A 13042-nucleotide genomic window follows, 5' to 3' on the forward strand; every position below is an offset into this window, starting at 1 on the left:
CGATGAAACAAGAATCGCACGAGATCGTCACGCAACTGGACACCCTGTTCGAACGCTTCAACAAATGCGATGAACCCGGCCTCGTCGTGGCCGTCGCGCATCGAGGCGACGTCCTCTACCGGCGCGGCTTCGGCATGGCGAGCCTGGAGCACGGCGTAGCCAACACGCCGGCCACACGCCTGCGCATCGGCTCGACGAGCAAACACTTCACCTGCCTCGCCGCACTCCTGCTCGCCGAAGACGGCAAACTCGACGTCGACGCCGGGATTCGCACGTACCTGCCTGAACTGCCGCTGCTGGCAGGCGACCCCAGCTTGCGCCAGCTGATGACGCATACGGGCGGCTACCGCTGCTATCTCGACATTACGCTGCTCGCGCAAGGCGTCGCGACGCTGCCGCGTGGCGGCGTGCTCGCGGCGGAAGTCCGGCAACGCGACGTCAATTTCCCGCCGGGCGAGCGGATGATCTACTGCAACGGCGGGTATCACCTGCTGTCGCTCGCGATCGAACGGGTCAGCGGCATCCCCTTCGAAACCTTCCTGAAGGAACGCATCTTCGACGTGATGGGCATGGTCGACACGGAGTCGGTCGCCGACGACATGCGCATCCGCCCGCGCATGGCAACCCAGCATGTGCCCGACGGAAAAGGCGGATTCATGCGCGGCCTCTTTCCGTCGTGGGAAGTGCTCGGTGAAGGCGGGATCGTGTCGACGGTCGACGACATGCTGCGCTGGCTCGCGCATCTGCGCGGCCCCAAGCGGGTCGGCAACGAAGCAAGCTGGCGCCAGATGTTGACCAAACCGCACTATTCGAGCGGCGCGGAAGGCGTCTACACGCTCGGGCTGATGCGCACACCCCATCGCGACGTGGAGACGCTGCACCATGCCGGCGGTGTGTTCGGCGGCACCTGTCAGATGCTGACCGTGGTCGAGCACGCACTGGACGTCATCATTCTCACCAACGGTGCGGCGGCCAACGTGGTTGAACTGGCTACGCAGATTGTCGATATCGTCCTGGGCGATGCCATCCTTGGCGCGAAACCTGCCGCGCCCCTGCAAACTGCCGGGCACGAAACCTTGCTCGGCAAGTACCACTCGCGTGCGTCCGGAACGTATTGCGTGATCGACGATCACGACGGGCAAGTCAACGTGAGCTTGCATAACGCCAGACAGATGCCTCAGCCGCTCATCGAGACGGAGGCCGGATTGCGCGTCGAAGAAGGGGCTGGCGGAACGCTGCTGATCAAACCTTGCGCGTCGACGGCCGCGGCACGTGTAATGGCGATCGAGCTGGTGGACTGCGGTCACGTGGAGACGCTCGAGCGCTTGCCCGATCACGTCCCATCGCTCTCCGATGCGTCAGCCGGTCTGGCGGGCACGTATCACGGTCACGATGCTGCGGCACGCGCAACGATCGCCGTGACCAACGGTGAACTCACCCTGACCATGCACGGCGTCGCAGGCAGTGTCGGCTACCGGCTGGAACCCGTGGCCGACGACATTTTCACGTTCGACCCTGTCGGTCAGATGGCCGTCATGCGTGGCGTCCTGACGGTGGAGCGCTCGGGTAACGAGGTGACGCGCTTTCGCATCGACACGTCGCGCACGCGCAACCTGGCCTTCATGCGCGAGCGGTGTGATTCATAGGCGTCGCGTCACTTCGTGGTACGACGTTTTCGTTGTGCGGTGGGGTTCGCCGAGGGTGCTGTCGACGCGCCATTCGCGGTGCCGAATCCACTCCCTCATTTCGTCGTAAGCAATAGTCCGACCACCCGCATCGTACCGATGCGGGTGGAGCAGGATCACTTCGCCTGCGACTGCCTGATCAGGTCGGCTGCCTTTTCGCCGATCATGATGGCCGGCGCATTGGTATTCCCGGACACGACGTCCGGCATGATGGACGCGTCGGCCACGCGAAGACCGGTCAAACCTCGGACGCGCAGTTCCGGATCGACGACGGCATCGGCACTCACGCCCATCTTGCATGTGCCGGCCATGTGGTGATACGTCACACATGCACGACGCACGTACTCGCGCAGCGCGGCAGGATCGTCGCCTGCCGGGCCCGGCAACACCTCGCGCGCACGCCATTCGTCAAATGCGGGCCGGTTGCCGATGTCACGGCAGATCTGAACCGCTTTCGCGAGACGCTCCAGGTCCGACTGCTCCGAAAGATAGCGAGGATCGAGAAGGGGCGCCGCAGCAGGATCGCCGGATGCGAGACGAATCTCGCCGCGGCTCGCCGGACGGACCAGGCCCGCGCACAGCGTCCACGCATTTGCCGGGCCGTCGAAACCCGGCGCATAGTACGGGATGTGCATGAACAGCGGCTGCAGGTCCGGACCGATGCGGCGCGCGTCACTGCGACAGAACAACTGCGACTCGAGAAGGTTGTTCCGCGGCGCCGGGATCGGCCTGGACGACTCGAAGATCACGCTGCAAAGAAGGTGATCCTGAAGGTTCTTCCCGACACCGGGCAGGTGATGCGTTGCACGGATTCCGACGCGCGCGAGTTCGTCCGCCGGACCGATACCCGACAGCAGCAGAAGCTGCGGGCTGGCGATTGCGCCGCCACTGACGATCACCTCGCTGTCGGCCATCGCATCGATGACCGATGCCCCGTCGTAGTAGCGAACGCCGACGCAGCGGTCGCCCATGAGAATCAGCTTTTCGACGCGTGCGCCGGTTTTGACCGTCAGGTTCGCACGATCACGAGCGGGCGACAGAAACGCCCGCGCGGTCGATTGGCGTACGCCGTCCTTGATCGTGAGATGGCAATAGCCGGCGCCGTCGATTGCCCCTCCGTTGCAGTCGTCGTTGCGCGCGAATCCCGCCTGTACCGCAGCTTCGATCGCGGCTTCGCAAATCGGATTGGGATCGCGATTTCGCGACACGTGCAACGGGCCGCCCACGCCGTGATACCGGTCTTCGCCGCCTTCATGATCTTCCGACAGGCGGAAATACGGCAGCACGGACTCATAGTCCCAGCCGAGGCAGCCTTGATACGCCCAGGCGTCGTAGTCGCTGCGGTGTCCGCGCACGTAGATCATGCCGTTGATCGCACTGGAGCCGCCGAGCGTACGGCCACGCGGCCAGTAATGCGATCGCCCGGCGGTATGCGCTTGCGGCACCGTGTAGTAAGCGTAGTCCACCGGGGTATTCCACAGGGACGGCCAACCGCCCGGCGCCGCGATATTGGGATCTTCATCCCGCGGCCCGGCCTCCAGGAGCAGCACGCGGACTCGCGAATCCTCGCTCAATCGCGCTGCAATCACACAACCGGAGGAACCCGCGCCAACAACGATGTAGTCGTATGCATTCATGGTTTCGTACCCTTGACCGAAGGTCTGGACAATCGGCGTGCAATCGCACGATCAGAAGAAATGCGCAACCCGGACATTGAAGCGTTGTGTCTCGAGCGGGCCGTTCTCGGTTGAGGTCTGGCGGCCGTACAGCGCGATGATTTGCCAGGTTTTCGCGGGAAACCATGCTGCCCCCGCGAGAAAGCTGGGTGTCGATTGCCGGTTGGCCTGGGACACGCCTGCAACGGTCTGATTGCCGCCGAAGACATATGAACCGCCGACCCGCAGGTCGACGCTGCTCGTGAGCTGGTACCGCAACCAGCCCTGCGCCTGAAACAGGGGCGACTCCGTCATCGTCGCACCGGTCGCGCCGAAATTGTGGTTCGGCGTGAATGCGGTGGCGTCCGCTGCAAGATCGAGGATCACCTTGGGCGCGACGGGCGTGATGAAGCCGGCCTGCAGCGCGAACTTCCACCGGTTTTCGCCGAGATTGATGCCTCGATTGCGGTCATAGCTGCCGGTCGGTGCGTAAATGAACGGCGTGATGCCCAGGAACGTGTTCGACTCGGGACGGTTGACGACCCAGACCGTTGCGGCAAAGATCGCATCGCCGAGGCCGGTATTGTTCCCGAGGGCGGACATCTGGTTCGTCCCGCCGACGTGGCCGAACGGAATCAGCACCTGCGGATCAATGGTGAATCCGCCGACCGACATGAAGTGGATGAAACGCGCGATGCCGATGTCCTGGGTAATGTTGCCTCCGGCGACCCGCGAACCGTTGGCATAGATCCGCGTATCCTCCGCGTGCTGATAGTACAGCGCACCGATATTCGCGCCGGCGGGCAAAGCCGTATAGTCCCCTGCATCGATATTGATCGCCGAGGCCAACGTCGGGAAGGTAGCCGCCATCGCAAGCGCAGCCAGCTTCCGCGCACGTGGATTGCCGGTCAAGCGCGCAAGGCGAGGCGCTCGAATACCTGCCTGGTTTTTCTTCAAGATCGTCTCCTAGATAACCGTCGGCCCTATGAATTGGCCGTCCAGCCCAGTCTAGGATTCCTGATCATTCTCTTTCGGCGTTCCGTGCAGACGTTGCATCAATGCGTGCAAATTCGTCCCCGCACCACGCGCTTTTCACGTTGTGCCTGTAACGGAGATGCCGCGTTACCCGGGTTCCGGTGCATTTCGGCATGTCATCCGGTAGACGCCGGGGCTGCATCCGAATCGCGCCTTGAACAACCGGCCGAAATGCGTCATGTCCGAAAAGCCGCACATCACCGCCAGCTCGAGCAGATTGCGGTTCGTGTCGGCCGGATCCGAGAGCGCCCGCCTGCTCGCTTGCAGCCGATATTCCTGAATCAACCCCTGGGGTGTCTGGCTGGTCGCGGCCAGTGCGCCGTAGAGCGTACGTCTCGACACGTTCAGTGCACTGGCAAGTCGGTCCGGCGTCAGATCGGGGTCGCTGTAGTGGTGCGCGAGATAGATTTCGGCGTTCATGCGCAGGGATGCACTTCGCGCGCCGGCCCGGTTGAGCGCGTCGCCGGCCTCGCGGCGCATGACGGAATCGAGCAGCATCAACGTCGACTGCTCGAAGCCGAACAGGCTTTCCGGATCGTCGGGTACCTGCCCGTCCATCAGATACCGGATGGACTGCAGCGCAAGATGTGCATTGCCGACGGTCCGGCGTACCTGTGTATCCGCACGATCGACGAACCACCGCCACATCGTGCTGCTCCTCGGCGGCGCAAGCGCGGCAACGAACCTCGACGCATCCGCGCACTCGATCGAATACGCCTGCGTCGCATCGTAGACAACCCACTCTCCCGGATTGACGGTCGATGTCCTGTTTCTTTGCGTCACGCGACTTTGCCCGGCGATCTGAAACAGGATCTTGTAACAGTCGCTCTCGGCCCGCGCCGCAAGCGCCCGGTCGCGTTCCACCCGGATCGACGAGGTATCGACTTCCGCCACGCGGATCCCGCCCGCCACGGCAATACGCACCGACAACCGGAAAAGCGGGCCTGTATCTCGAAGCGCCAGCGGCAGGAAACTGTCCGAGATGAGATCTCGCAGATTTGCGCCGCTGCTGCTCTCACCAACAACGATTTCGTGTGCCATTGCAGGGGGAATAGAGTCTACGAAAACTTTGACCGAAGCGTGCATCCGCATGAGTCGTGAAACTGCGCGCGAAGACGCCTGCATATCGGGAACGCTGCCGGCTCGTCGAAGCCGCCCTGCGGCAACGTCGTCGAGTGCTGGAACGCGTAGCGAATGACCGGCGGATGAAGTGCGCAACGAAACAGCGCATCCCCGTCATCGACATTGCCAACGGTATGTTCTTAATTCGGGGTGAAAACGAGAAAAACATCCGATGCGTACCGTCTCGGGCTGCACGGACACCCTTTCGCCGCGTCGACCGGATGCAGTGCATTTTTTGGATGACCGACCGGACGGTCAATGATGGTTTGTACCGAGACATTCGCGACGATCTTCACCGCATCGGCAACGATGCCGCGAAGCATGCGTTGCCCGTCGCCACGATGTGCACGCTGAAGCCAAAAGTGTGCACGCAACGTCGATTCGGGTTCGACGCACGTACCTAGAATCGAAGTGCGGTCGACCCGGCGCCCGACTCATGTCGAGGCCCTGCTCCGTGGTGCATTCCCGGCCAGTCGAACCGCAAGCGCCGGCTCAAAAACCATAGCGAACCATCCAGAATCAGCAAGGAGATACCCACCGAAGATCGGGACGGCAAGCGTGCGCGGAACCGGACGGAGCCGACGGACGCCGCTTGCACGATCGTGGGCAAAAACGATGTCCGATAAAACTTTCGATTACGTCATCATTGGCGCCGGTTCGGCCGGCTGCACCATTGCAACCAACCTCATCGAGCGCCGCAAGGGAACCGTCTTGCTGATCGAGGCAGGCGGTCACGACAAAGACCCGTTCATTCACATGCCCGGCGGCCTCGGCAAGGCCATCCCCCGCTATACGTGGCCCTACGCCGCCGAACCGTCGCAGGACGTGAAAGGTCGATCCATCGCGGTTCCGCAGGGCCGCGTGCTCGGCGGATCCAGTTCCGTCAACGGCATGCTCTACGTGCGCGGACACCGGAACGACTACGACCGGTGGGAGACGGAGTTCGGCTGCAAGGGCTGGGGCGCCGATGAAATGCTGCGTTACTTCGCGAAGGCGGAGAACAACGAATCGCTGACCGTTCCGCACCATGGAAACAACGGACACCTGAAAGTCACCGAGATTCGCTATCGGCATCCGCTCTCGCAGGCGTTCGTGCGAGCCGGTCAACAGATGGGACTCGAATACCTGACCGACTACAACGGCGACCGACAGGAAGGTGTCGGGTTCTATCAGGCCACTATCTTCAATGGCGAGCGCGGCTCCACCGCAGCAACCTATCTCAAGGCAATCAGAAACCACGCCGAGTTCAAGCTTGAAGTCGATGCGCTGGTCGAGCGCATCGAAATCGAAGGCGGCCGCGCGACCGGCGTGACCTATCGTCAAGGCAACCGGCAGGTGACCGTGCATGCTCGCGCGGAGGTGATCGTGACCGCGGGCGCGATCGGTTCGCCGAAGATCCTGCAGCTGTCCGGCATCGGACCGCGCAGTGACCTCGAAAATGCGGGGGTTCGAGTCAAGCACGTGCTGCCCGTCGGCGAGAATTTTCACGACCACATGCACACGTCGGTCAATGCGTCCATCAAGACACCGATCTCGCTCTATGGCCAGGACCGGGGGCTGCGGGCACTCAAGCATGGTCTCCAATGGATGCTGTTCCGTTCCGGACTCCTCACCTCTCCGGTACTCGAAGGATTCGCATTCGTCGACACGTTCAACCAGGGGCAGCCGGACGTCCAGTTTCACTTCCTGCCGGTCATCGACGCGTTCGACGATCCATTCGGCGTGACCGAGGGCCGGACCCACGGCATCACCATCAAGACGGGGCACCTTCAACCGTATTCCCGCGGCCGCGTGACGATCAGGTCGTCGAACCCGGCGGATCTTCCGCGGATCGACGGACGTTACCTGTCCGATCGCCGGGACGTCGACGGCCAGGTTCGCGCCACGAAACTGGCACTCAGGATGCTTCAGCAGCCGGCGCTCGCAGCGCATGTCGACGAGGTCTTCTCGCCGACCTGCATTCCCGACGACACCGCAGCGATCGAAGACTGGGTGCGTGGCGCCGCCAAGACGGTCTATCACCCCGTCGGCACTTGCAGAATGGGGATGGAACCCGCGTCATCGGTAGTCGATACACAGCTGCGCGTACACGGTATCGCGGGGCTTCGCGTGGCCGACAGCTCGACGATGCCCAGTATCCCGAGCGGTAATACGAACGCACCGACGATCGCACTGGCCGAGAAGGCATCCGACCTGATCTCGAATGCGTCGCGTTAACGCTTGCCGATCAAATTGCTCCCGGAGGTGAACAGATGGCGCTGGTCCAGATGCTTGATGATGTCAAACAATTCCTTGCACGCGAACATGGGCACTACATCGGTGGCCGCCCCGTCGCGGGACAAGGCAGTGAACGAATCGAAGTCCGGTGTCCGTCGACGCTTGCCGTGGTCGGCTCCGTCGCGCAGGCCTCGGACGACGATATCGAGGCCGCCATTACGTCGTCCCATGAAGCGTTCAGGGAGGGCTGGGCCCGCTTCTCCCCGGCTGAACGAGAACGCATCTTGCTGCGATTCGCGGATCTGATCGAAGCGCATGGCGAGGAAATCGCGCAGATCGAAACGGCACAGTCGGGCAAGCTCATCACGTTGTCTCGAATCATCGAGGTAGGCTGGTCCGCTCGCTGGCTTCGGTACTACGCGGGCTGGGCCACGAAAATTGCCGGCGAAACGATTACGCCGTCCTATCCGAGCATGAACGGCGAGCGCTATACGTCTTTCACGCGGCGGGAGCCGCTGGGCGTTGTCTTCGGCATCATCCCGTGGAATTTCCCGGTCATGATTCCGGTGTGGAAATTCGGAGCGGCGCTCGCGACCGGCAACACAGTGATCATCAAGTCTTCGGAATTTTCGCCGCTGACGATGCTGCGCATCGCGGAACTCGGCACCGAGGCGGGGCTGCCACCCGGCACGCTCAACGTCATCAACGGCACGGGCCGAATCGGCGCAAAAGTCATTTCGGACCCTCGCGTCGCCAAGGTCTCGTTCACGGGCTCGGTTCCGACCGGACGCGTCATCGGCGAAGAGGCCATCAAGGCCAACTTCACCCGCTTTACGCTCGAGCTTGGCGGCAAGAACGCCGCGGCGTTCCTTCCGGATACGCCGGTCGACAAGATTCTCGATGGAGTCTTCGAGGCGGGGTTTCTGCACAGCGGCCAAGTCTGTGCTTCGGCGGAACGTTTCTTCGTCCATCGCTCGCAATTCGACGAGGTCATCGAGAAGCTCGGTGCGCGCATGGATGGCATCGGGCCGTCCGATCCGATGGACGATGCGGGATTGATCGGGCCGGTATGCAACGAGCCGCACTTCAGGAAATGCCTTGCCGCGTTCGAACAGGCAAAGGCCGAGGGCGACGACATCGTCACGGGCGGCGATGCATACCGGCGCGACGGACTCTACATCAAGCCGACGGTCATCTTGCCGAAGTCCCTGCAGTCGAGCTCATACCGTCAGGAGATTTTCGGCCCGGTCGGCACGTTCGTGCCGTTCGATGACGACGATGAACTGATCGCGATGATGAACGACTCGGCTTTCGGCCTGACCGCGAGCATCTGGACGAATGATCTGGCGAAAGCCCTTCGATACGTTCCTCGTATCGAGGCGGGCACCGTGTGGGTCAACATGCACACGCTGGTCGATCCTGCCGTGCCGTTCGGCGGCGCAAAGGGATCCGGCGTCGGTCGCGAGTACGGTTCGTCGTTCATCGACGCTTACACCGAACTGAAGTCCGTCACCATTCGCCTCTGATCGCCGGGCGCCGTCGGCGCGATTCGACGACACGTCGTCCGGCGCCGCTCCCGGACGACAAACGCATCCGATGCCACGCCGCAAAAACAAAAAACCCGCGAGCGCAGGGCTTCTCGCGGGCTTTCGTGCCTTCATCGAATCGCCATGACGGCGATCGTGGTGCCGGGGACCGGACTCGAACCGGCAAGCCAGTTAAGGCGGCGGATTTTCGTCACACTGCTTCTTTCAAAGCCGGCGTCGCGTGCGCGCTGCCGTTCGTGCGCTGGACTATGCCTTCACCGTCGCGCGCGGGCGTACCTGCTGCCCATGCGCCTTAGGCGCCCCCCGTCTAGTCTCTACACCTTCCTCGCGGATGCCGCGAGGCTTGGCTCGGCGTTGCCTCGATGCGCGCATCAGGGGTTTCACCGAATTTGAAGGGTTCTGCACCGACCGTTTCCGACCGGGCACTCAATCGTTTAAGTCCGCTATGTTTACCAATTTCATCACCCCGGCAAGAGGGCGGACGCGATTCTACCATTGCTTGCCCATGCGTTCCCTTATTCTGCGGCGCTGCATCACGACACCCTCTACTGTCGTACGAATTCATCCTTTGTAATCGACGCCGCCACACCGCCGCCAACGATTTCCTCCCGCGCCGCAACATCCCCGATACAATCGAGTCCGCGTCGTCCGACGGCCCTATCCGTCAGATGTTTGTATCGTGCTTTTTGCGAAACAAGCGTCGCTTGCGTCATCGCGAAGTCACAAACGTTTTCGATAATTTTCTGGCCGAAAACGTTTACATCGCAAGACTTCATGACCTCGACCATCAAGGACGTCGCTGCCCTAGCGGGCTTCTCGATCGCCACCGTCTCGCGTGCGATCAATGCCCCGCATACCGTCAGCCCCGCCACGCTGCAAACGATCCGCACCGCGATCGACACGCTGCAATTTCGCCCGAGCCCGCTCGGCCGGCAACTGCGCGGCGAGCGCACGCGCCTCGTCGGCGTCGTCGTGCCGACGTTGTCGAACCCCGTATTCGCCGACTGCCTGCAAGGCATCGACGAGCTCGCGACCGCGGCCGGCTTCAAGCTGATCCTGATGACGACCGAATACGACGCGGCGCGCGAGCGTCACGCGATCGAGACGCTGCGCGAGCAGCGCGTCGAAGGGCTGATCCTCACCGTCGCCGATGCGGACACGCACCCGCTGCTCGACATGCTCGACCGCGACGGCCCGCACTACGTGCTGATGCACAACGACACGCAGCGCCGCCCGTCGGTATCGGTCGACAACCGCAGCGCCGCATACGACGGCGTGCGCTTGCTGACCGCGCGTGGCCACCGCCGCGTGCTGATGCTGGCCGGCTCGCTCGCCGCGTCGGATCGCGCGCGCCAGCGTCATCTCGGCTATGCGCAGGCCCTCGAGGAAAGCGGCGTCGCCACGCTGCCGCCGGTCGAAGTCGACTTCAACGCACCCGAGCTGCCCGACGCGGTGCTCGCGCACCTCACCGCGCACACGACGCGCCCGACCGCCCTCTTCTGCAGCAACGACCTGCTCGCGATGGTCGTGATGCGCGGCCTGCGCCGCGCGGGCTTCTCGATCCCCGACGACCTGTCGGTGCTCGGCTTCGACGGGATCGCGATCGGCGAACTGCTCGCGCCGCCGCTCGCGAGCGTCGCGACGCCGAACCGCGACATCGGCCGCCACGCATGGCAGCGTCTAGTCGAATGCATCGGCGGTGCAGCGATCGAACGCACGTCGCTGATCCTGCCGCACGTGGTGCGCGACGGCGCGACGGTCGCCCCGCCGGCCACCGACCTGCAATTGCGCAAGGCCTGAACGCGCGACGCCACACACGTACACAAGCACACAACCACACCACCCCAGCGCCTCACACTCGCCCGGAGACCTACCGTGTCCTTTCGCCTGACCTCGCTGCTGCGTGCGCTTGCCGCGCCGCTCGCCTGCGCCGCGCTCATCGCCGGCGCGCCCGCCGCCCACGCCGACGAAACGGCGATCTGCTACAACTGCCCGCCCGAATGGGCCGACTGGGCCGCACAGATTGCGGCGATCAAGCAGAAGACCGGCATCCGCGTGCCGTTCGACAACAAGAACTCGGGCCAGTCGATCGCGCAGCTGATCGCCGAACAGAAGAGCCCGGTCGCCGACGTCGTCTATCTCGGCGTGTCGTCGGCGTTCCAGGCGAAGGACAAGGGCGTGATCGCGCCGTACAAGCCCGCGCACTGGAACGACATCCCCGCGAACCTGAAGGATCCGCAAGGCTACTGGTTCGCGATCCACTCGGGCACGCTCGGCTTCTTCGTGAACAAGGACGCACTCGACGGCAAGCCGGTGCCGCGTTCGTGGGCCGACCTGCTGAAGCCGGAATACAAGGGCATGGTCGGGTATCTCGATCCGTCGAGTGCATTCGTCGGCTATGCGGGCGCGGTCGCCGTGAACCAGGCGCTCGGCGGCAGCCTCGACAACTTCAAGCCGGCGCTCGACTGGTTCAGGAAGCTGAAGGCGAACGCGCCGATCGTGCCGAAGCAGACCGCGTATGCGCGCGTGCTGTCGGGCGAGATTCCGATCCTGCTCGACTACGACTTCGACGCGTATCGCGCGAAGTACAAGGACAGCGCGAACGTCGAGTTCGTGATTCCGAAGGAAGGCACGATCGCGGTGCCGTACGTGATGAGTCTCGTGAAGGGCGCGCCGCACGACGCGAACGGCAAGAAGGTGCTCGACTTCGTGCTGTCGGACGAAGGCCAGAAGCTGTGGGCCAATGCGTACCTGCGACCGGTGCGCGCGCAGACGCTCAGCGCGGACATCGCGTCGAAGTTCCTGCCGGCGAGCGAATATGCCCGCGCGAAATCGGTCGACTTCGGCAAGATGGCGGCCGGCCAGCAGGAATTCGGCCAGCAATACCTGCAGGTGATGCAGTAAGCAGCCGGACGCCATCGATGCTCGACCTGACTTTCCCGCTGCGCTGGCGCGTCGCGCTCGTCGCGCCGGCGCTCGCGGTGTTCGCCGCGTTCTGGCTGCTGCCGATGGCGGCGCTCGTGCAGGTGTCCGCCGACGGCGCGTTCTTCTCGCACTACGCGGCGCTGCTCGGCAATGCGCGCTACATGAAAAGCCTGGGCGAGACCGTCGCGCTGTCCGCGGGCGTCACGCTCGCGACGCTCGCGCTGTCGACGATCTCGGGCCTCCTGCTCGCCCGCCGCGAATTCGCGGGCAAGCGCGTGCTGCTCGCGCTGCTCACGTTCCCGCTCGCGTTCCCCGGCGTCGTCGTCGGCTTCATGGTGATCATGCTTGCCGGCCGGCAGGGGCTGATCGGCATGCTGTCCGCGAAGCTCACCGGCGACAAGTGGGTATTCGCGTACTCGGTCACGGGCCTGTTCATCGGCTACCTGTACTTCTCGATTCCGCGCGTGATCGTCACCGTGATCGCGGCGGCGTCGAAGCTCGACGCGTCGCTCGAGGAAGCCGCGCGTTCGCTCGGCGCATCGCCGTGGCGCATCTTCGTCGACATCGTGCTGCCCGCGCTCGCGCCGGGCCTGATCGCGGCCGGCGCGATCTGCTTCGCGACCGCGATGGGCGCGTTCGGCACCGCGTTCACGCTCGCCACCGACCTGAACGTGCTGCCGATGACGATCTATACCGAGTTCACGCTGAACGCGAACATCGCGACGGCGGCCGGCCTGTCGATCGTGCCCGGCGATGACCTGGTCGGCGCCGATATAGGTCATCGCCATCAGGCTGCCGCCGGAATTCATCAATGGCTCGGCAAGCTTCGCCATCCTGATGAACGAATGGCAGGAGG

Annotated in this window: 10 protein-coding genes; 7 read left to right on the forward strand and 3 right to left on the reverse strand. The window is 63.6% G+C overall.

Features of this window, described 5'->3' with window-relative positions; all coding sequences use genetic code 11:
• Positions 1-2: 2 nt before the first annotated feature.
• Positions 3-1646: a serine hydrolase gene (locus G3N93_RS09685; RefSeq protein WP_206132893.1), complete on the forward strand. Its 1644-nt coding sequence runs from the start codon at positions 3-5 to the stop codon at positions 1644-1646.
• A gap of 155 nt (positions 1647-1801) precedes the next feature.
• Here G3N93_RS09685 and G3N93_RS09690 read toward each other — a convergent pair whose 3' ends face one another.
• From G3N93_RS09690 to G3N93_RS09700, 3 genes are all read right to left on the reverse strand, one after another.
• Complete coding sequence (locus G3N93_RS09690) at positions 1802-3322, reverse strand: GMC family oxidoreductase (protein WP_206132894.1); 1521 nt, start codon at positions 3320-3322, stop codon at positions 1802-1804.
• Between the two features lie 51 nt (positions 3323-3373).
• Entirely contained in the window at positions 3374-4297 is a 924-nt protein-coding gene (locus G3N93_RS09695) for a transporter (RefSeq protein WP_241026482.1), read from the reverse strand.
• Between the two features lie 165 nt (positions 4298-4462).
• A complete protein-coding gene (locus G3N93_RS09700; protein WP_174935004.1) occupies positions 4463-5416 on the reverse strand; it encodes a helix-turn-helix domain-containing protein in 954 nt (317 codons plus the stop codon).
• A 56-nt stretch (positions 5417-5472) separates the two neighbouring features.
• Here G3N93_RS09700 and G3N93_RS09705 point away from each other — a divergent pair, with 56 nt between their 5' ends.
• The 6 genes from G3N93_RS09705 to G3N93_RS09730 all read left to right on the forward strand — a co-directional run.
• Positions 5473-5901 carry a hypothetical protein gene (locus G3N93_RS09705; protein WP_206132895.1) on the forward strand — a complete coding sequence of 143 codons (429 nt, stop codon included), beginning with the start codon at positions 5473-5475 and terminating at the stop codon, positions 5899-5901.
• 211 nt (positions 5902-6112) lie between these two features.
• Positions 6113-7714: a GMC family oxidoreductase gene (locus G3N93_RS09710; protein WP_206132896.1), complete on the forward strand. Its 1602-nt coding sequence runs from the start codon at positions 6113-6115 to the stop codon at positions 7712-7714.
• Positions 7715-7749: 35 nt separating this feature from the next.
• Positions 7750-9240: an aldehyde dehydrogenase family protein gene (locus tag G3N93_RS09715; protein ID WP_206132897.1), complete on the forward strand. Its 1491-nt coding sequence runs from the start codon at positions 7750-7752 to the stop codon at positions 9238-9240.
• Positions 9241-10035: 795 nt separating this feature from the next.
• Entirely contained in the window at positions 10036-11061 is a 1026-nt protein-coding gene (locus G3N93_RS09720) for a substrate-binding domain-containing protein (protein WP_206132898.1), read from the forward strand.
• A 75-nt stretch (positions 11062-11136) separates the two neighbouring features.
• Positions 11137-12165: an ABC transporter substrate-binding protein gene (locus G3N93_RS09725; RefSeq protein ID WP_206132899.1), complete on the forward strand. Its 1029-nt coding sequence runs from the start codon at positions 11137-11139 to the stop codon at positions 12163-12165.
• Between the two features lie 17 nt (positions 12166-12182).
• Positions 12183-13042: ABC transporter permease (locus G3N93_RS09730; protein ID WP_241026483.1), on the forward strand; the 860-nt coding region annotated here is incomplete at its 3' end.

It is taken from the genome of Burkholderia sp. Se-20378, assembly GCF_017104665.1.
GTDB classification, from domain to species: Bacteria; Pseudomonadota; Gammaproteobacteria; order Burkholderiales; family Burkholderiaceae; genus Burkholderia; species Burkholderia lata.

Coding starts and splice junctions, on each gene's coding strand:
- G3N93_RS09685 (WP_206132893.1), top strand. CDS start 3: ATGAAACAAGAATCGCACGAGATCGTCACGCAACTGGACACCCTGTTC.
- G3N93_RS09690 (WP_206132894.1), bottom strand. CDS start 3,322: ATGAATGCATACGACTACATCGTTGTTGGCGCGGGTTCCTCCGGTTGT.
- G3N93_RS09700 (WP_174935004.1), bottom strand. CDS start 5,416: ATGGCACACGAAATCGTTGTTGGTGAGAGCAGCAGCGGCGCAAATCTG.
- G3N93_RS09710 (WP_206132896.1), top strand. CDS start 6,113: ATGTCCGATAAAACTTTCGATTACGTCATCATTGGCGCCGGTTCGGCC.
- G3N93_RS09715 (WP_206132897.1), top strand. CDS start 7,750: ATGGCGCTGGTCCAGATGCTTGATGATGTCAAACAATTCCTTGCACGC.
- G3N93_RS09720 (WP_206132898.1), top strand. CDS start 10,036: ATGACCTCGACCATCAAGGACGTCGCTGCCCTAGCGGGCTTCTCGATC.